The 18381-nt window shown below is 65.0% G+C and carries 22 protein-coding genes; 10 read left to right on the top strand and 12 right to left on the bottom strand.

The window, feature by feature from the left end; all coding sequences use genetic code 11:
* From NK214_RS23580 to NK214_RS23565, 4 genes are all read left to right on the top strand, one after another.
* The coding region (locus tag NK214_RS23580; protein ID WP_253315660.1) for a phosphotransferase family protein at nt 1–900 on the top strand (900 nt) is incomplete at its 5' end.
* A gap of 47 nt (nt 901–947) precedes the next feature.
* A complete protein-coding gene (locus NK214_RS23575) occupies nt 948–1853 on the top strand; it encodes an NAD(P)/FAD-dependent oxidoreductase (RefSeq protein ID WP_253315659.1) in 906 nt (301 codons plus the stop codon).
* 49 nt (nt 1854–1902) lie between these two features.
* A complete protein-coding gene (locus NK214_RS23570; protein WP_158274243.1) occupies nt 1903–2817 on the top strand; it encodes an alpha/beta hydrolase in 915 nt (304 codons plus the stop codon).
* The gene (locus NK214_RS23565; protein ID WP_253315658.1) at nt 2814–3554 is read left to right on the top strand and encodes an alpha/beta fold hydrolase; all 741 of its coding nucleotides are present in this window, start codon (nt 2814–2816) and stop codon (nt 3552–3554) included. Before NK214_RS23570 ends, NK214_RS23565 begins: the two co-directional genes overlap by 4 nt.
* A gap of 19 nt (nt 3555–3573) precedes the next feature.
* Here the strand turns inward: NK214_RS23565 and NK214_RS23560 are convergent, their stop codons facing one another.
* The 5 genes from NK214_RS23560 to minC all read right to left on the bottom strand — a co-directional run bounded on the left by NK214_RS23560 (nt 3574) and on the right by minC (nt 6784).
* Nucleotides 3574–3939, bottom strand: coding sequence for a VOC family protein (locus NK214_RS23560; RefSeq protein ID WP_081547350.1), 366 nt, complete (start codon nt 3937–3939; stop codon nt 3574–3576).
* An 86-nt stretch (nt 3940–4025) separates the two neighbouring features.
* The gene (locus NK214_RS23555; protein ID WP_107798540.1) at nt 4026–4964 is read right to left on the bottom strand and encodes a LysR substrate-binding domain-containing protein; all 939 of its coding nucleotides are present in this window, start codon (nt 4962–4964) and stop codon (nt 4026–4028) included.
* 3 nt (nt 4965–4967) lie between these two features.
* Nucleotides 4968–5225, bottom strand: coding sequence for a cell division topological specificity factor MinE (minE, locus tag NK214_RS23550; protein ID WP_019104116.1), 258 nt, complete (start codon nt 5223–5225; stop codon nt 4968–4970).
* 3 nt (nt 5226–5228) lie between these two features.
* Complete coding sequence (minD, locus tag NK214_RS23545; protein ID WP_048409059.1) at nt 5229–6041, bottom strand: septum site-determining protein MinD; 813 nt, start codon at nt 6039–6041, stop codon at nt 5229–5231.
* A gap of 26 nt (nt 6042–6067) precedes the next feature.
* Nucleotides 6068–6784: a septum site-determining protein MinC gene (gene minC / locus NK214_RS23540; RefSeq protein ID WP_107798541.1), complete on the bottom strand. Its 717-nt coding sequence runs from the start codon at nt 6782–6784 to the stop codon at nt 6068–6070.
* A 32-nt stretch (nt 6785–6816) separates the two neighbouring features.
* Between minC and NK214_RS23535 the strand changes: the two genes are divergently transcribed.
* Nucleotides 6817–7158: a hypothetical protein gene (locus tag NK214_RS23535; RefSeq protein WP_227104382.1), complete on the top strand. Its 342-nt coding sequence runs from the start codon at nt 6817–6819 to the stop codon at nt 7156–7158.
* An 8-nt stretch (nt 7159–7166) separates the two neighbouring features.
* Nucleotides 7167–7733, top strand: coding sequence for a phasin family protein (locus NK214_RS23530; RefSeq protein WP_107798542.1), 567 nt, complete (start codon nt 7167–7169; stop codon nt 7731–7733).
* 44 nt (nt 7734–7777) lie between these two features.
* Here the strand turns inward: NK214_RS23530 and NK214_RS23525 are convergent, their stop codons facing one another.
* Both NK214_RS23525 and ppa read right to left on the bottom strand, forming a co-directional pair.
* Nucleotides 7778–8506: a hypothetical protein gene (locus NK214_RS23525; RefSeq protein WP_253315657.1), complete on the bottom strand. Its 729-nt coding sequence runs from the start codon at nt 8504–8506 to the stop codon at nt 7778–7780.
* 474 nt (nt 8507–8980) lie between these two features.
* Nucleotides 8981–9508: an inorganic diphosphatase gene (ppa, locus tag NK214_RS23520; RefSeq protein ID WP_107798544.1), complete on the bottom strand. Its 528-nt coding sequence runs from the start codon at nt 9506–9508 to the stop codon at nt 8981–8983.
* Between the two features lie 130 nt (nt 9509–9638).
* Here ppa and coq7 point away from each other — a divergent pair, with 130 nt between their 5' ends.
* Nucleotides 9639–10259 (top strand): 2-polyprenyl-3-methyl-6-methoxy-1,4-benzoquinone monooxygenase, encoded by a 621-nt coding sequence (gene coq7 / locus NK214_RS23515; protein ID WP_227104378.1) that lies wholly within the window; start codon nt 9639–9641, stop codon nt 10257–10259.
* Between the two features lie 125 nt (nt 10260–10384).
* On the opposite strand, the gene NK214_RS23510 is transcribed toward coq7, so the two are convergent.
* The 4 genes from NK214_RS23510 to NK214_RS23495 all read right to left on the bottom strand — a co-directional run bounded on the left by NK214_RS23510 (nt 10385) and on the right by NK214_RS23495 (nt 14388).
* Nucleotides 10385–11419 (bottom strand): DUF475 domain-containing protein, encoded by a 1035-nt coding sequence (locus NK214_RS23510; protein WP_107798546.1) that lies wholly within the window; start codon nt 11417–11419, stop codon nt 10385–10387.
* A gap of 108 nt (nt 11420–11527) precedes the next feature.
* Entirely contained in the window at nt 11528–12724 is a 1197-nt protein-coding gene (locus tag NK214_RS23505) for a DUF1615 domain-containing protein (protein ID WP_253315656.1), read from the bottom strand.
* An 82-nt stretch (nt 12725–12806) separates the two neighbouring features.
* On the bottom strand, nt 12807–13541 hold the full coding sequence (locus NK214_RS23500; RefSeq protein ID WP_158274244.1) for an ABC transporter substrate-binding protein: 735 nt from the start codon (nt 13539–13541) through the stop codon (nt 12807–12809).
* 139 nt (nt 13542–13680) lie between these two features.
* A complete protein-coding gene (locus NK214_RS23495) occupies nt 13681–14388 on the bottom strand; it encodes a peptidoglycan DD-metalloendopeptidase family protein (RefSeq protein ID WP_253315655.1) in 708 nt (235 codons plus the stop codon).
* A 119-nt stretch (nt 14389–14507) separates the two neighbouring features.
* On the opposite strand from NK214_RS23495, the gene NK214_RS23490 reads away from it, so the two are divergent.
* The 3 genes from NK214_RS23490 to tdh all read left to right on the top strand — a co-directional run bounded on the left by NK214_RS23490 (nt 14508) and on the right by tdh (nt 17703).
* On the top strand, nt 14508–15230 hold the full coding sequence (locus tag NK214_RS23490) for an ABC transporter substrate-binding protein (protein WP_227104372.1): 723 nt from the start codon (nt 14508–14510) through the stop codon (nt 15228–15230).
* Nucleotides 15231–15428: 198 nt separating this feature from the next.
* The gene (locus tag NK214_RS23485) at nt 15429–16628 is read left to right on the top strand and encodes a glycine C-acetyltransferase (protein WP_107798551.1); all 1200 of its coding nucleotides are present in this window, start codon (nt 15429–15431) and stop codon (nt 16626–16628) included.
* 49 nt (nt 16629–16677) lie between these two features.
* Nucleotides 16678–17703, top strand: a complete 1026-nt coding sequence (gene tdh, locus NK214_RS23480) for an L-threonine 3-dehydrogenase (protein ID WP_107798552.1) — start codon at nt 16678–16680, stop codon at nt 17701–17703.
* 270 nt (nt 17704–17973) lie between these two features.
* Here tdh and NK214_RS23475 read toward each other — a convergent pair whose 3' ends face one another.
* Entirely contained in the window at nt 17974–18354 is a 381-nt protein-coding gene (locus tag NK214_RS23475) for an SPOR domain-containing protein (protein ID WP_253315654.1), read from the bottom strand.
* Nucleotides 18355–18381: the final 27 nt, after the last annotated feature.

The following is an 18381-nucleotide window of genomic DNA, read 5'->3' as shown; positions in this document are numbered from 1 at the left end:
ACGCGGGTGGGCGGCGGCCGGGCCAGCGAAGTGTTCCTGGTGCAGGGCGGCGACAGCGAACTCATCGCCTACTGGCTGCCGGAGGGCGGCGCGCGCGAGGCGAGGCGCCGCTACGCGCTGCTGGAGCGGCTGTCCGGCCAGTTCCGGCTGGCGCCCAGGCCGCTGGCGGTGGACGAGGACGGCGACGCCGCGCTGCTGCTGGTTGAAAAGCTGGACGGCGTCGCGCCGGCCGCCTGCGGAGCGCTCGGCCCCGACACCGTGCGCCGGCTCGCGGAAAACTTCATCGAAACGCTGGCGAGCCTGCATGCGCTGGAGGTCGCGCCGGCCGACCGGCCCCCCGACTATCTGCGCCGCATCCTGAGCGAATGGCGGCGACGCTGGAACGCGGAGGAGGCGGGCGCGGCGGCCGACGCCGACTTCCGGGCGGTGGCCGACTGGCTGAGCGAGCGGATGCCGCAGACCGCGCCCTCCGCCTGGCTGCACAACGACTACAAGCTGGACAACATCCTCGTCGACCCGGGCGATCCGGCGCGGCTGGTGGGCGTCGTCGATTGGGAGCTGGCCGCGGTCGGCCATCCGCTGGCGGATCTTGGCGCCGCGCTCGCTTACTGGATAGAGGGCCGGGATTCGTCGCTGCTGCGGCTGGACGCGCCCGGGCCGAGCTGCGCGCCGGGCGCGCCGACGCGCGCGGCGCTGGTGGACCTGTACGCCGCCGCGGCCGGACGCGAGGTGGCGGAACCCGCCTACTGGTACGCCTACGGCCTGCTGCGGCTGGCGGTGATCACGCAACAACTGGCGCTGCGGCGCCGCGACGAAGGGCAGCGCGTACCGCGCGCCAAGCTGATCGTGCGCTGGCTGCTGGACCGCGCGGCGGAAGCCTGCGGCGGCGGCCGGCTGTGACGGCCGTCCGCGCGCCCTCCGATTCATCCCGATAAGGACATCCCATCATGAATACCGAAACTTCCACAACGCCCTTCGACGTCATCGTGATCGGCGGCAGTCACGCCGGACAATCCGCCGCCTTGCAGATCGCGCGCGCGCGCCGCCGCGTGCTGGTGATCGACGCCGGCGCGCGCCGCAATCGCTTCGCCGCCCAATCCCACGGCGTGATCGGCCTGGACGGGCGCTCGCCCGACACGATCGCCGCGGACGGCAAGGCGCAATTGCTGGCCTATCCCAACGCGCAATGGCGCGCGGACACCGTGGTCCGGGCCGAGAGCGGCGAGGCCGGCTACGCGTTGCGCTGCGCCTCCGGCCAAAGCTACGCGGCGCGCCAGCTGGTGCTGGCCTTCGGCGTGGTGGACGAATTGCCTGAGCTGGAGGGCCTGCGCGAGCGCTGGGGCGAAAGCGTGTTCCACTGCCCTTACTGCCACGGCTACGAACTGAAGCAGGGCCGCATCGGCGTGCTCGGCGGCGGTCCCTTGTCCTATCTGTCGGCGATGCTGATGCCGGAATGGGGCCCGACCGTCTTCCTGAGCGACGGCGGCTTCGAGCCGGACGCGGCGCAGCGCGAGGCGCTGGCGCAGCGGGGTGTCGACATCGTGCGCGAACGGATCGCGCGCATTGTCGAGCGCGCCACCGTCGAGCTGGCCGATGGCCGCCGGCTGGCCTTTGACGGGCTGTTCATGATGAACCGCTTCCGCCTGTCCAGCCCGGTGGCGGAGCAGCTGGGCTGCGTGATCGAGGAGGGGCCGCTGGGGCCTTATGTGCGGACCGACGACGCGATGGAGACATCGGCGCCGGGCGTATTCGCCTGCGGCGACATCACGCAGCGGGGCGGCACCGTGGCGCTGGCCATCGGCAACGGCGCGCTGGCGGGCATCGCCGCGCATCGCAAACTGGTGTTCGGATAAGCCGCGCGCGACGGCAGACTTCTTTCTCTTCATGACTGGAAAGCGATTCATGAGTTGGCAAAACCTATGTTTCTCCTGGCTGTTGCGCAGAACGGCCAAATCCCTGACCCGCAAGCCCGGCCTGACCGCCCAGGAAATGCGCGAGCGCAGCGCGAAATGGGCGCGCGGCGAAATCAAGCCGCCGCGCGGCTGGCGGGTGCGCAAGCTGGACGCGGAGGCGCTGCGCGGCGAGTGGATAGAGCCTGAAGCCTCCGCGCGGCGCGAGGCGAGCGGGCGGGTGATCCTGTATTTGCACGGCGGCGGCTATTGCTTCTGCTCGCCGCTGACGCACCGCGGCGTGGCCGCCGCGCTGGCGCGGGAGGCGGACGCGCGCGCGTTTTCGCTGGCTTACCGGCTGGCGCCGGAACATCCGTTCCCGGCCGCCGTCGACGACGCGCTGGCGGCGTATCGGGGGCTGTTGGACGAGGGCGTGGCGCCTGAGCGCATCGTGGTCGCCGGCGATTCCTCCGGCGGCGGGCTGGCGCTGGCGCTGCTGCTGTCGCTGCGCGACGCGGGCGCGCCGATGCCGGCCGGCGCGGTCTTGTTCTCGCCGTGGACGGATCTGGCGGCGACCGGGGCCTCGCTGGAAGCGAACGACGCGTCCGACGTGATGCTGAGCGCGGTGGCGGTGAGGAATTTCTCGCGCTACTACCTTGGCGACGCCGCCGCCGATCATCCCATCGCCTCGCCGCTCTACGGCGAGTACGCGGGCCTGCCGGACCTGTTCATCCAGGCCAGCGACAGCGAGGTGCTGCTGGACGACGCCGCGCGCGTGGCCAGCAAGGCGAGCGCGGCCGGCGTCGGCGTGGATTTCAAGGTGTGGCGGCGGCTGCCGCACGCCTGGGCCACCCTGACGCCGATGCTGCCGGAAGCGAGGGCGGCGATCAAAGAAGCCGGCGGCTTCATCCGCAAGGTGGCGCCGTGAACCGCGGCTGGGTGGACGCCGCGCCGGCCGGCCAAGCCGCGGCCTTGCGCCTGTTCTGCTTCCCTTACGCCGGCGGCAGCGCGGCGGTGTACCGCGGCTGGGCGGAGCGCTTGCCGGCCGCGGTGGATCTCCGGCCCATGCATCCGCCGGGGCGGGGGCGGCGCTTTCACGATCCGCTGCGCTACCGGCTGGATCAGCAGGCCGAGGAGGCGACGGACGCGATCGCGCCGCTGCTGGACCGGCCTTACATCTTGTTCGGGCACAGCATGGGGGCGAGCCTGGCTTTCGAGGTGGCCCAGCGGGCGCGGGCGCGCGGCCTGCCGGCGCCCTGCTGCCTGATCGTGTCCGGCCGCGCCGCGCCGCATCTGCCGCCGAGAGAGCGGCCGATACACGGCTTGCCGGACGATGAGTTTCTGGACGAGGTGATGCGCATGAACGGCACGCCGGCGGAAGTGCTGGCCCATCCGGAACTGGTCCAGGTCATCCTGCCCGTGCTGCACGCCGATTTCGAGGCGATAGAGACTTACCGTCCCGCGCCGCGTCCCCCTTTGAGCTGCCGCATCGTCGCCCTGGGCGGCAGCGAAGAAGAGGGCGGCGTCGAGGCGGCCGCTTCCTGGCAGGGCTATGCCACCGGCGGTTTTCGCAGCGAGATCCTGCCCGGCGATCACTTCTTCCTGAACGGGAGACCGGAAAGCCTGTTCGCGATACTGAAGGAGGAGCTTGGCCGCGCTGTGTGAGGGCCCGGCCCGCGGCGGCTTACAGGTTCTGGCCGACGCGCCACAGCACGCCGGAGGGATCGTGCAGGCAGAAGTCGCGCATGCCCCAGGGCTGGTCCACGAGCGGGCCTATCTTGGCCGGGTAGCGCTCGGCGACGCCCTGGGCCAGCCATTGGCGGTGCCAGGCGTCGACATCGTCGACCAGCAAGTGCAAGACCAGGTTTTCCGCCAATTGCGGATGATAGAAGTCCTGCAGCAGGAAGCTGCACTGGCCATGGACGAAATAGCTGACGCCGTGGCTGTCCGACTTTTGCTCGAAGCCCAGATCGGCGTAAAAGCGCTGCGACAGCGCGTAGTCGCGGGCGGGCACGAAGGCTTTGATTTCAATGCTGCGCAATTGAGACACGGGGAAACTCCTTGCGGTGGTGGGGCGGAAAAAAACCGCTGCGGCAGGGCGCGCAGCGGTTGTCTCGTTTGGGGGCGGGAGCCGGCTTATTGCGCCGGCGCTTCGCCTTCCAGCATGGCGACGCCTTCCAGCCCGGAGCGGAAGACCGCCTGTTGCAGGGTGTCTATCGCCTTCTTGCGGAAGAACTGCTTGCGCGTCACCAACAGCACGCGGCGCTGTGGCGCCGGCGTCTTGAACGGCACCACCGACAATAAGGATTCGTCGGTGGGGCCTATCGAGGTGGACGGCATCACGGTGACGCCCATGCCGCTGGCCACCATGTGGCGGATGGTGTTGAGCGAGCTGCCCTGCAGATTGGCGGCCAGCGTGCCGCCGTGGCTCTGCCGGCTGGCCAGATCGCTGCAGGCCTGCAGCACCTGATCGCGGAAGCAATTGCCCTGGGTCAGCAGCAGGACGCTTTCGTCGGCCAGCTGATTGGCGGCGATGGCGCCCAGCTTTTCCCAGGGATGGCCCTTGGGCGTGGCGACGACGAAGGGCTCGTCGTACAGCGGGCTCGCCACGGTGCCGGCCTCGTCGAAGGGGTCGGCCACGATGATGGCGTCCACTTCGCCGCGCTTGAGCATTTCCGAAAGCCGGGAGGTGTAGTTCTCCTCCAGGATCAAGGGCATGTCCGGCGCCAGGATGCGCAAGGCCGGGATCAGCCGCGGCAGCAGATAGGGGCTGATGGTGAAAATCACCCCCAGCTTCAGCGGGCCCACCAGTTCGTTCTGATGTTCGCCGGCCAGGCGTTTGACGGTTTCGGCCTCCTCCAGCACGCGTTGCGATTGCTCGATGATGCGTTCGCCGATCTCGGTGACGCTGACTTCCTGGCCGCCGCGCTCAAACAGCGTGACGCCCAGTTCGTCCTCCAGCTTCTTGATGGCGATGGACAGCGTCGGCTGGCTGACGAAGCAGCTTTGCGCGGCGCGGCCGAAGTGGCGCTCCCGCGCCACCGCGACGATATAGCGAAGTTCGGTCAGCGTCATGGCTCAGCGCTGGTGCTCCGGCAGCACGATATTGACTTCCAGCACTTCGAAGTCGTCCTGGCGCTCCACTTGCACCTTGATGTCGTCCAGATTGACCGCGACGTATTTGGAGATCACTTCCATCAATTCGCGCTGCAGCGCCGGCAGATAGTCGGGCGCGCTGCGGCCGTTGCGTTCGTGGGCCAGGATGATTTGCAGGCGTTCTCTGGCAATGGCCGCGGTTTTCTGGCGCTTGCCAAAGATCATTTCGATCAGGGACATGACTTAACCTCCAAAGAGGCGCTTCAGAATGCCCACTTTGGGGGCATCGAGGAAACGCATCGGGCGCTCTTCGCCCAGGAAACGGGCCACCACGTCGGAATAGGCGTCGGCGACGTCCGAGCCTTTCAGGTGGATGGCCGGGGTGCCGGAGTTGGAGGCTTGCAGAACGGTCTGCGACTCCGGAATCACGCCCAGCAGCGGCACGCGCAGAATCTCCTTCACATCGTCCACCGACAGCATTTCGCCCTTGTCGACGCGGCCGGCGGAGTAGCGGGTGATCAGCAGGTGTTCCTTGACCGGCTCGCGGCTTTCTTCCGCGCGCTTGGACTTGGAGGACAGAATGCCCAGGATGCGGTCGGAATCGCGCACCGAGGAGACTTCCGGATTGGTGACGATCAGCGCTTCGTCGGCGAAGTACAGCGCCATCAGCGCGCCTTTTTCAATGCCGGCCGGCGAGTCGCAGACGATGTATTCGAAGCCGGCTTCGGCCAGGTCGTTCAACACCTTCTCCACGCCGTCCAGCGTCAAGGCGTCTTTGTCGCGGGTTTGCGAGGCGGGGATGATGTAGAGGTTGTCGCAGTTCTTGTCCTTGATCAGCGCCTGGTTCAGGCTGGCTTCGCCGTTGACGACATTGATCAGGTCATAGACCACGCGGCGTTCGCAACCCATGATCAGGTCCAGGTTGCGCAAACCGACGTCGAAGTCGATGACGACGGTTTTGTGACCGCGCAACGCCAGGCCGGAGGAGAAGCTGGCACTGGTAGTGGTTTTACCGACGCCACCCTTGCCGGACGTCACAACGATGATTTTTGCCACAGTCGATCCCTTTGAATAATGGCTTGTTACTCGCCGAGCGCGGTCATGACCAGGCGCTCGTTCTCGAGATAGATTTGAGTTGGCTTGCCCAGAATGCTGTCGGGCAAGGCTTGTTCGATAGTTCGATAGACTCCGGCGATGGACACCAGTTCGGCCTCCATGCTGCGGGCGAAAATGCGGGCGCCGGCGTTGCCGCGCGCGCCGGCGAGAGCGCGGCCGCGCAAGGGCGCGTAGATATGGATATTGCCGTCGGCGATCACTTCCGCGCCGGCGCTGACCATGGCCAGCACGATCAGATCGCAGCCCTTGGCGTAGATTTGCTGGCCGGCGCGCACCGGACGGTCGACGATCATGGCGCCGGTGGCCGGAGCCGGTTCCGGCGCGGCGGGCTTGTCGGCGGGTTCCGGCGCGCTTTGCGCCGAGCGCGCCGGCGTGGCGCTGCTGGTGTAGGCCAGGCCGAACTGGCTGGCGACGCCGGCCAGCGCGGTGCTGGGGTGGCGCAGGGCCACCGCGCGGATGCCGCGGCGGCTGAGCATGGGCAGCAGGCGGCCGTAATCCAGCTCGGCCGGGGCGGGCAAGGCTTCCACGTCGAGGACGAAGGCTTCCGCCGGCGCGTCGTGGCCGGTGCCGAAACGCGCGTCCAGCGCCTGGCTCAGTTCGTCCAGGTCGTCGGTGCGCAGCAAGAGCGCCAGCAGATCCAGGCTGGCGGATTTTATGTCGAATGCGTTGGCCGCAGGGCTCATTGTACTTGGCTTCATGTAGATAGATTTATTCTATGGGGCGAGTGTACTGGGTTGCTGACAGGCTTTCAATGGCGTTGCTCGGCTTGGGGCCAAAAGGCCGAAATCGGCCGAGGCGGCGGGCTTGGACGCAGGCAAGTGTTGCAATTGAGGGAATCGTCGCGCGGAGAAGAAAGGAAGCGCGTTTCCGTAATGTCTTTGGAATGTTTGTGTTGCAAAAATTCATGAAAAATAGCGGTTTAGCCGCTTGTGCATTGCAACATTTTCTTGACTCGAGAGAGCCGACCCGCCAGAATGGCAATTGTTGCGATGCAACATCAAGGGCGCAGGTTAAGTTCGCTGTCGTTGCTGAGCTGTCAATTTTGGATATTTTTTAGGAGTCGTCATGTTTACCACTACTCAAGAATTCTCCGCTCTCGGCCAGTCGCAGTTCGACAAGGCCGTGCGTTTCTCCTCCATCGTGCTGGCCGGCGCCGAGCGTCTGGCCGCGCTGCAACTGGACCTGTCGCGCAAGCTGTTGGCCGACAACGCCCAGGCGATCAAGGCGCTGAGCGAAGCCAAGGATCCCAAGGCCTTCGCCGAAGTGCAGAGCAGCCTGGCTCAGCCGTCCATCGATCAGGCTTTCTCCGTGGCGCGCAATGTCTACGACGCCGCGCTGACCACCCAGAATGAACTGGCCGCTTTTGTCGAAGAGCAGATCGCCGAAGGCAATCAGACCCTGCTGAGCAATCTGGACCGTCTGTCCAAGAACGCGCCGGCCGGCTCCGACGCCGCGGTGTCCGCTCTGAAAAGCCTGGTGAACACCTCCAACGCCGCTTTCGAAAGCGTGTCCAAGACCGCCAAGAAGGTCAGCGCGGAAATCGCCGAAGCCAGCGTGGAAGCCGCCACCAACTCCGCCAAGGCCGCCAGCGCCGCCGTCGCCCGCGGCAAGAAGGCGACCAGCGCCGCCTGATTCCGGCCTTGTCGTGAAAAAAAGCCCGCGTTCTCGCGGGCTTTTTAGTTTTTAGGGCTCAGCGGAGCTTGGGCGGCGAAGTCGTCCCATAATTGCCGCCAGGCCTGCTGGCAGCCGTCCGCCTGCACGATCAGCCCGGCCAGGCTGGCGGCGTAGTGTTCTTGCTCCCGCGGCGGTTCGGCGAAGTCCCGCCGCGCCGTCGGATTGTCCTCGGGCAGCTTGCGTTCCCGCAGATAGCGTTGCGACAGGCGCACCAGCTGTTCCCACAGCTGCCATTGCCCGCGCAGCCCGGTTTCCCAGTCCGGCGCGGTTTGCGTGGCCGGGCTGGGCGGCGTCTGCCGTCTCAACATGAACAGCAGCGCTTCCCAGACCTGGCGGGTGTAGCGCGCGCTGCCCGTCGGGCCGCAGCGCAGCCAGGCGGCCGGCAGCGGCGCCAGCGCGTCCAGCAAGGCCAAGGCGTCGGCGGTCGGCGCGGGGTCGGCGCCCAGCAACAGCATGAAGCCGAAGTCCGAGCCCAGCGCCTGCCAGGCGCCGTCCAACTCCAGCAACTGGACCTCGTGCTTGCGGCAGAGCCGCAGGCGGGGAGGCAGGGGAGCTTGATGCAGGGGGTCGATATTGATCCAGCAGCCGGAAGACAGGTAAAAGCCTTGCCAATCGCCAGGCAGCCAGGACGGCGGACCGCTCGCGCCGGCGGACGCGGGCAAACCCCGGCTGGCCAGGCGCTGCTGGAGCCAGTGGAGTTGCGGTGCTGAGCCTTGGGCGATATAGGTCACTATGGTTCCGGTTGGGCTGCCCGACGCCATGGCGACGACAGGCGGCGGGGCATGGGGCCATGTTCGGGGCATTGCGGTCCTGAACGCGGGCGGGCTCCCGGAAGCGGTTCACGATCCGCCGCGCGCCGGCGTACGGTCTTTGAGAACCCCTTCGAAGCGCCTATCTGCCATATGCGCATTCCGCTTTTTCAGCCGCAAGGCCTTGTTTTACTTTAGCCCGCGGGGCCGTCGGCAGGCTCTAATGGAACGATACCTGCAATGCGGCGACGGGTAAAAGAATTATTTATGGTATTTAGTAACAATCACTTGCTTTTCTAACTGCGGGCGGCCGCGGTGTCCAAGCCTCAGCGATTGTAGCAAATAATGATGGCATATTGCGTTGCAATATCAGCGTTGGCGAATGTGCGGAGGCAAACGCCGGGCATGAAAAAACCGGCGACGCGCGCCGGTTGTCTTGGGATAAGCGCCGAGCGCTTATTTTTCGAAGTTGGCGATGCCGTCGACCAGTTCGGTCTTGGCGTCGTCCAGCGTGCCCCAGCCTTGCACTTTGACCCACTTGCCTTTTTCCAGGTCTTTGTAGTGTTCGAAGAAGTGCACCATCTGGTTGCGCAGCAGTTCCGGCAGGTCTTCCAGTTTCTGGATGGACTTGTACATCGGGCACAGTTTTTCCACCGGCACGGCCACCAGCTTGGCGTCAACGCCGGACTCGTCTTCCATCTTGATCAGGCCCAGCGCGCGACAGCGCACCACCACGCCCGGAGGCAGCGGGAAGGGGGTCACCACCAGCACGTCAACCGGATCGCCGTCGCCGGCGAGGGTTTGCGGCACGAAACCGTAGTTGGCCGGATACATCATGGAAGTACCCATGAAGCGGTCAACCACCAGCGCGTTCCAGTCTTTGTCGAATTCGTACTTGATCGGGGCGGCGTTGGCGGAGATTTCGATGACGACGTTGAAGTCGCCCGGCATGTCTTTGCCCGGGCCGATGCTAGCGAGATCCATCAGGGAATCCTTGTTGAGCGTGTTGAACACAATGTTTCGATAAACCGCGCAATTATAGCAGTAGCTGCCGCGTCGCGTATCGGGCGGGTATAATCGCCGGCGATTGAGTGAGCGCGAGAAAGAGCGATTGATGCTGGACAAATGGATCGTCGAGTTCGACAAGGGGCTGCGCACCCTGTTTGCTTCCGCGCAAAGCCTGCGGCCGCATCCTGACGCAGCGCTGGACGAGGCGGAGCTGGCTGCGGAGGAGAAGCGGCACGCTTTGGGCCTGATGCGGGTGAACCATTGCGGCGAGGTGTGCGCCCAGGCTTTATACCAGGGGCAGGCGCTGACGGCGCGCACGCCGCAGGCGCGCGAAGCCTTGCGCCAAGCGGCGCAGGAGGAGGTGGAGCATCTGGCCTGGACCGAGCGGCGCATTCGCGAGCTGGGCGGCCGGCCCAGCGTGTTCAACCCGCTGTGGTACACCGGTTCGCTGGCGATAGGCGTGGCCGCCGGGGTGTTGGGCGATAAGTGGAATCTGGGCTTTCTGGAGGAAACCGAGCAACAGGTGGGCGCGCATCTGGACAGCCATCTGAAGCTGTTGCCGGAGGCGGACGCCAAGAGCCGCGCCATCGTCGAGCAGATGCGCGACGACGAATTGAAGCATGCGGACATGGCCCACGATCTGGGCGCGGCCCCATTGCCGGCTCCGGTCAAGGGGGCGATGAAGCTGTCCGCCAAGCTGATGACGGGAGCCAGTTATCGGCTTTGACGGATAAGAGCGGCTAACAAAAGTCGGTTTCACGGCCGAAGCAAGGCGCGCCGGCGAAACGCCGTCGCCGCTCTATAACGAACAGGCCTGGAATCCAGGCCTGTTCGCATTACGGCGCGGGCGTTTCAGTCGCGCCGGCGCTTGCGCCCCGGCAGGCTGGTGACGATGCCCAGACCGATGATGGCGACGCTGATCAGGCCGGTGAGCACTTCGCCCAGCTCTACGTGGAGCGCGGCGGCGAACATGATGGCGACCAGGGCGCCGATGGCCCAGAACGCGGACGTCTCCAGGTATTTGAACTGGCCGATGATGTTGCGCTCCACCAGCAGAATGGTCATCGAACGCACGAACATCGCGCCTATGCCGAGCCCGGCGGCGATCAGCCAGAAATTATTGGTGATGGCGAAGGCGGCGATCACGCCGTCCATGGAGAAACTGGCGTCCAGCGTTTCCAGATAGACGAAGCCGATCAGGCCGTTCTTGGCCGCGGCGGTCTGAATGTCCATGCCGCCGAACAGCTGCTTGAACACATGTAGCGCCATGAACACCACATAGCCCCAGAAACAGCTGCTGAGAAACTCCATCTTCTGTCCGGCGGGAATGGCGGCGGCCACCAGCGCGATCAACAGGATGGCGATCATCGACTGCGCGTTTTCAACCGAGCCCAATCGGGCCAGCAGCGGCTCGACGGCCGGCAGCCAGTGTTCGTCCTTTTCCTTTTTGACGAAGTATTCCACCACCACCATCAGCAGGAAGGTGGCGCCGAAGCCCATGATCATCAGATGCGAGTCGTGCATGATCTGCTGGTAGCGCAGCGGTTCGCGGGTGGCGATGGAGAAGGCCTCGAGCAAGGGCGTGTCGCCGGCGACGGCGACGATGAGCAGCGGAAACAGGATGCGCATGCCGAACACGGCGACGGCGATGCCCACCGTCATGAAGAGTTTGCGCCACAAGGAGCTCATCGCCTGCAGCACGCTGGCGTTGACGACCGCGTTGTCGAAGGAAACGCTGGTTTCCAGAATCGCCAGCACCAGGGCGGTGACCAGGAAAGAGCTGGCCATGGCGGGGCCGCCCAGCTGGAAGCCGTACCAGCCGGCGGCGGCCAGCACGACGACGCTGAACAGCAGCGAGCCGGTGAAGTAGGAGAGCGTGGTGCGCATGAATGAATTCGCCTTGTTGTGCGGGACGAGCCAGGCCCGCCCGGCGCCGGCGTCGGGAGCGGCGCCGGCGGGTGATGACGTGGGATTATAATCGCGGCGGTTTTGAGGTCAACGCGCGCGGGCCAGGCAGCTCTGATAGCGGCCGTCCACGCGCTTGGCGAACCACTCGGTGGTCAGCTTGCGGGTGATCTTGGGGCTTTTCAGATCGATCTGCGGCAGTTGTTCGCGCGCCGCGGGCTTGCCGAAGCGCTGGTCCGCCAGCGCGTAGGTTTTGCGGTAGAGCTCGCTTTGGCCGAAGGCGGCGCTTTTTTCCAGTTTCAGGTCGCGCAGAATCTCGCCCTGGCCCATGCCCAGTTTGCCGCCCTGGCTGATGACCGCGCTCTGGGTGGTGCTGGGGTAGACCTTGCCGTCCTTGTAGCTGAGCAGGTCGCCGTCCAGCGTCAGGTCCTTGCCGCTGAGTTTCTCCATCACGGCTTGGAAGGCCGCGTTGCGGCTGCTGTAGCGGCCGGCGTTGAAGTCGGCGAAGCGGTACAGCATCTGGCTGTAAGGCGCAGGGTATTGCAGCAGGATGGCCGCGCCGAAGTAGACGCCGCCGCGGCGGGTGAACACTTCCTGGCGCACGCTGCCGCTGCGCGGATAGGGATAGGGCCAGACTCGGACGTGGCCTTCGGCGAACTCGACGCTGACCTGCATCGGCCCACCGGTGCGGATCGGGTTCTTCATGCTCATCGGCAGGCCCAGCTTGCTGGCTTCGCGCGCCATGTCTTCGAACAGATCGTTCATTTCCCTTTCGGTGCGCAGGCTGTCGATGCGCGCCTTATAGCTTTTGCCGTTGGGCGATGTCTTCATCAGCGCGGCTTTGACCACCGGCAGCGGGATCAGATAGCCGTGGGCCCGCTCGGCGATCTTGTCCCAGACGATGGCGGGCAGATTGGGCACGGTGGGATCGGCCTGCCAGCTGGACTCCTGTTCGATCACCGCCGCCAGCGCGCAGAAATTCTCCGCGGTGTAGGGGATCTTCAGGTGGGCGAAGGCCGAGAGCATGTCGTTGCTCCAGCCCTGGCGGTCGCGGATCTTGGCCGGCAGCAGGCGGTTGAGCAACAGGCGCCCGGCCTGCGGATCGTTGTAGGCGGGCCTGAGCGGCGGCGCGCTCACCGGCGGAGGCGAGGGCGGCGCTTCGACCGCCGGCGCAGGGGCCTCCGGCTCGGGGGAGACGGGCGCGACGACGACGGGAGCGGCGACCGGGGCCGGCGGACTGACGGTGGCGCAGGCGCTCAGCAGCGCGGGCAAAAGGGCAAACAGCAAACGGGACGGTTTCACGGTGCGCGGGACGGTGCGGAATCAAACCGTGAAGGTTAGGCTATCTTGCTGTCATCGGCAATCGCGCTCAGAGGTTCTGGTAACGATTCACGATTTGCTTGTAGGCGCCGCTTTTTTGTATCGCGCGCAAGCCCAGGTTGAACTCGTCCTTCAGGGGGGCGCTGCGGAAGGCCATCCGGTACACGGTGGGGGCGAACAGCCGGTGAATGTCCACCGGCGCGGTTTTTTCCTTGAACTGGGTGGCGAGCTTGTGGTTCATCCAGGCGAAGATGTTGCGGTCGGCCACCACCACGTCCACGGAGCCGCGGTACAGCAGCCGGTTTTGATCCACCTGGTTGGCGGTTTCCGCGTAGTTGGGATTGCTTCGGGCCATGTCCTTGAAGGCTTCGCCCAGGTATTGCCTGGCCAGGGAAAAGGCCAGCACCCGATAGGCGCCCAACTCCTTGGCTTGGTGCAACTGGATGCGGCGGCTGCTGAGGGTGATGGCCACATCCTCGTAGCTGATGTAGACGTCGGAATACTCGGCTTGCAATCCGGCCTGCTCGCCCACGGTGGCCACCGCGTCGATGTCCTTGTTCTTCAGCGCCATCGGCAGCCGGGGTTGGGAAAAGAAAACCGGTTCTATCCGGTAGCCGCGCTCTTGCAAGGCGGCGCGCACGATCTCCACTTCAAGCCCGCTCTTGCCGCCCTCCATCACATAGGGCTCCAGCGATTCGCCAAAGGCCACCTTGACGATCTTGGCGGCGTGGGCGTTGGCGGCGAGGGCCAGCAGCAAGCTGCCAAGTAACAGTAATCTCCCCATCGGCTTGCCTTCTCGACTTCCTCGCTTCGGGCCCGCGCAGTGGAAACCGTGCTGTCCGGGCGATAGGTTGCGCATCAGATAAGGAATGTATTTTGCGCGTACGCCGCCGGCGCTGACAAGCGCTCCGCCGCCGTGCGGCTCAGTCCGTCAGATAGGGCAGGGGATCGACCGCCGAAGAGCGGACGCGCAGTTCAAAGTGCAGCTTGACCCGGGTGGTGCCGGAACTGCCCATGGTGGCGATGGTGTCGCCGGCCTTGACCGCTTGCCCTTCCTTGACCAGCAAGGACTGATTGTGAGCATAGACGGTGAGGTGGGCATTGTCATGCTGGATGATCAATAGATTGCCGTAACTGCGGATGCCTTTGCCGGAGTAGGTGACCTTGCCGCCGGCCGCCGCGCGGATGGGGGTGCCCGCCTCGCCGGCGATGTCGATGCCCTTGCTGCCCTGGCCGTTGAACTTGGCGATGACGGGGCCCTTGGCCGGCCAGATCAGCTTGATATTGGCCGTCGGCCGGGGCGCGGGCTTGCTGGGCTCGGAGGCGGAAGGCTTGGCCGCGGGCCGGCTGGGCTGCGGACGGCCGGGCTTGGCGGAGGCTTGCGCGGAGCCGCCGGGGGCTGATACGCGCAGCAATTGCCCGGCATTGATGCTGCCCGGGTCTTTCAGCCCGTTCCAGCGCACCAGGTTCGCCACGCTGACCCGGTGGTTCTGGGCAATGCGAAACAGGGTGTCTCCCGGTTTGACGCGGTAAAAGCCGGCGGACTCCACCGCGGCGGGTTGCGAGGTGCTGGCGCAGGCGGCAAGCAGCAGGGACAGGGAGCTGGAAATAAGGCGGACGCGCAAGGACATGGCGCCGATTTTAGCATCGCAGCCCGCGGCTGCGCGGTTTCTGTGCGCAAACGCCGGCGGCTGGACTAAAAATCATGTTAAGGACTGTAACGGGCATGGGCATCGGGCGGAGGTGCGGGATGAAACTGGGGTGGGCGATAAGCGGCTTGTGGTGCATGGCGGCGTTGGCGGCGGAGCCGTCGACGCTCTCCGTCTACAGCGTGGAGTATCCGCCGCTGGTGTTGAAAGGAGAGGGCGGCAAATTGAGCGGCATCGCCACGGAGGTGGTGGCCCAGGCGCTGCAATTGGCCGGCTTGAGTGTGCGCATGCCGGAGATCCCCTGGAAGCGCGCCCAAATGCAGGTGCAGCAAGACGCGGACAGTTGTCTGACGCCTTTTACCCGCTCCCCGGAGAGAGAGAAAATGTATCGCTGGGTGGGGCTGGTGATGGAAAGCAAGCAATCCCTGTTCATCAATACGCATCATCCCGTGGTCTTGAACTCGCTGGACGACGCCAAGGGCAAGCGCGTCGTGGTGCTGCTGGGCTCCTCGCTGGCGGAGTATCTGAAAAAAAACAATATAGGGTATTCGGTCAGACCTACGCCGGAGGAGGCCGAGCGCGAACTGGCGGCGGGCGTGGCGGACATCTGGGCGGTGCATGACGTGGTGGCCAACTACACCATCAAACAGGTGGGCACGCCGACGGACAGCATCCGCGAGGCCTTGCAGGTGCAAACCACCAGTATTTATCTGGCCTGCAGTCCGAAAATGTCGGATGCGACCGCGCTGAGGCTGAGCAGGGCGTTTCAGCAATTGCGCGAAAGCGGGAAGCTGGAAAAAATCATCGCCAAATATTTGAAGTGACGATAGTTGTCGTGCGGTATTTTATGGTGACAGTGTCGGTTCGTATTAATTTATCAAGGTTACAGTATCTTGGAAAAACGCATTGAACTGTCACTGATGGCTGTGAAATGGCTGGGCTAGAATGGTGCCAGTTTTTGAGTCGCCGCGGATCCGGCGGCGCAATGGTGATTCTTTTGTCATCCCTGGACAAGGACAGTCATGAACCGAACCTACTTAGCCCACCTAGAAGCCACGCTGGCGCAGATTCGCGCCGACGGTTTTGAAAAGCCCGAGCGCGTGATCGCCACGCCGCAGCGCGCGGACATCGCCTTGAGCAACGGCAGCAATGTGCTGAATTTCTGCGCCAACAACTACCTGGGCCTGGCCGACGACCCGCGCCTGATCGAGGCGGCGAAGAAGGGCATGGACGACTTCGGCTACGGCTGCGCCTCGGTCCGCTTCATCTGCGGCACCCAGCAAGTGCACAAGGACCTGGAGCAGGCGATTTCCGGCTTTCTGGGCACCGACGACACCATTCTGTATTCCAGCTGCTTCGACGCCAACGGCGGCGTGTTCGAAACCCTGCTGGGCGAAGAAGACGCGGTGATTTCCGATGAGCTCAATCATGCGTCCATCATCGACGGCGTGCGCCTGTCCAAGGCCAAGCGCTTCCGTTACAAGAACAACGACATGGCCGATCTGGAGGCGCAGCTGGTCGCCGCCGAGCAGGCCGGCGCGCGCTTCAAGCTGATCGTCACCGACGGCGTGTTCTCCATGGACGGCATCATCGCCGATCTGAAAACCCTGTGCGAAGTGGCCGAACGCCACGGCGCGCTGGTGATGGTGGACGATTCCCACGCCGTCGGCTTCATCGGCGACAGCGGCGCCGGCACGCCGGAGCTGTGCGGCGTGGCCGATCGCATCGACATCTACACCGGCACCCTGGGCAAGGCCCTGGGCGGCGCGTCCGGCGGCTATGTGTCCGGCCGCAAAGCCGTCATCGATCTGCTGCGTCAGCGTTCGCGTCCGTATCTGTTCTCCAACACCCTGGCTCCGGCCATCGCCGCCGCCAGCCTGGAAGTGCTGAACATCCTCAAGGGCGGGGAAGGCGCGGAGCTCCGCGCCAAGGTGCGCCGCAACGCCGAAGTGTTCCGCCAGGAAATGAGCGCGGCCGGCTTCACCCTGGTGCCGGGCCAGCATCCCATCGTGCCGGTGATGCTGGGCGATGCGCGGCTGGCGGGCGAGATGGCGGCCAAGCTGTTGGAAGAGGGCGTGTACGTGATCGGCTTCTCCTTCCCGGTGGTGCCCAAGGGCAAGGCGCGCATCCGCACCCAGATGTCGGCGCGCCACAGCGAAGAACAGGTTAGGCTGGCGGTGGCGGCTTTCATCAAAGTGGGCCGCGAGCTCGGCGTGATCTGAGGCGTAGCGCCGCGCGCCCAAGAGGGCGCCGCGGCGGATAGGAACAGCAATGAAAGCATTATCCAAACTGAAGGCCGAGCGCGGCCTGTGGATGACCGATGTGGCCAAGCCGGAAATCGGCCACAACGATCTATTGATCCGTATTCGCAAGACCGCGATCTGCGGAACGGACATTCATATCTGGAACTGGGACGACTGGGCGCAAAAAACCATCCCGGTGCCGATGCACGTCGGCCATGAATACGTTGGCGTGATCGAGGACATCGGCTCGGAAGTGCAGGGCTTCAGCATTGGCCAGCGCGTGTCGGGCGAAGGACACATCACCTGTGGCCATTGCCGCAACTGTCGCGCCGGCCGCCGCCACCTGTGCCGCAACACCTTCGGCGTGGGCGTCAATCGCGAGGGCGCGTTCGCCGAGTATCTGGTGATTCCGGCCTTCAACGCCTTCCCGATTCCGGACGACATTTCCGACGATCTGGCGTCCATCTTCGACCCCTTCGGCAATGCGGTGCACACCGCGCTCAGCTTCAATCTGGTGGGCGAGGACGTGTTGATCACCGGCGCGGGTCCGATCGGCATCATGGCGGTGGCGATTGCGCGCCATGTCGGCGCGCGCCACGTGGTGATCACCGACGTCAACGAATACCGCTTGGAACTGGCGCGCAAAATGGGCGCGACCCGCGCGGTGAACGTGGCCAAGCAGGACCTCAAGCAAGTGATGGCCGAATTGCACATGAGCGAGGGCTTCGACGTCGGCCTGGAAATGTCAGGCAATCCGCAGGCCTTCCGTCAGATGCTGGACACCATGAACCACGGCGGCAAAGTGGCCTTGCTGGGGATTCCCCCGGCCGACACCGCCATCGACTGGAACCACGTCATCTTCAAGGGCCTGGAAATCAAGGGCATCTACGGTCGCGAAATGTTCGAGACCTGGTACAAGATGGTGGCCCTGATCCAGTCCGGTCTGGACATCACCCCCATCATCACCCACCACTTCCCGGTGGCGGAGTTCCAGCAGGGCTTTGACGCCATGTTGTCCGGTCAGAGCGGCAAGGTGATTCTGGACTGGAGTTGACGGCCGGAAAGGATTGGACGCATCAACCCTCTTCGCCGGCGAAGAGGGTTTTTCACATGGGGCGCGTGGCTTGAGCCTGCTTTGAGATTGTTTGAGTCTTGGGGGCCGGCCGGCGAGAATGCGCTGACAAAAGGGATGGGGCGGAGGGCCGCTGGCCGGTCTTCGCGGCTTGGGCCGCGCCGCGCGCGGCGGTGCGTTCCGTTCCGATTGTTTGAGTGAGTTCAGAGCTTGCCCTCTCCGCATTGCGGAGAGGGCTTTTTTTATTTCGTCTTATTGTCCGGCGGGCGCCAGCAAGGGCGCATAACCCAGGCCGCGCAACTTCTCCATGGTTTCGTCGGCTTCGGCGCGGCTCTTGAACGGGCCGACCTGCACGCGGGTGACGGTGTGGGCCGGGATGCCGTGCTGTTTCAGCTCCTTCACCAGCTTTTCGGCGTTGCCGATGCTGGAGAACAGGCCCAGCTGGACTTGATAACCGATGGAGCTGCCGGCCGGCTTGGCCTTGACCGGGGCTTCCTTGACCGGCGCGACGGGCTTGTCCGCCGCGATGGCGGCGGCGGGCGGGGCGGCCTTGACGGCTTCGGCCGGCGCGGGGCTTCCTTGACCGGCGCGCCGGACATGGTCAGCAGATTGGTGATAGGGCCGTCCTCGCACTGGGTCAGATCCACGTAAAAACCACGC

The sequence above is a fragment of the Chromobacterium sp. S0633 genome, assembly GCF_024158805.1.
In the GTDB taxonomy this organism is placed as follows: Bacteria; Pseudomonadota; Gammaproteobacteria; order Burkholderiales; family Chromobacteriaceae; genus Chromobacterium.
Note: the sequence above shows the minus strand (reverse complement) of the source record. Positions and strands in the feature narration are given on the sequence as shown.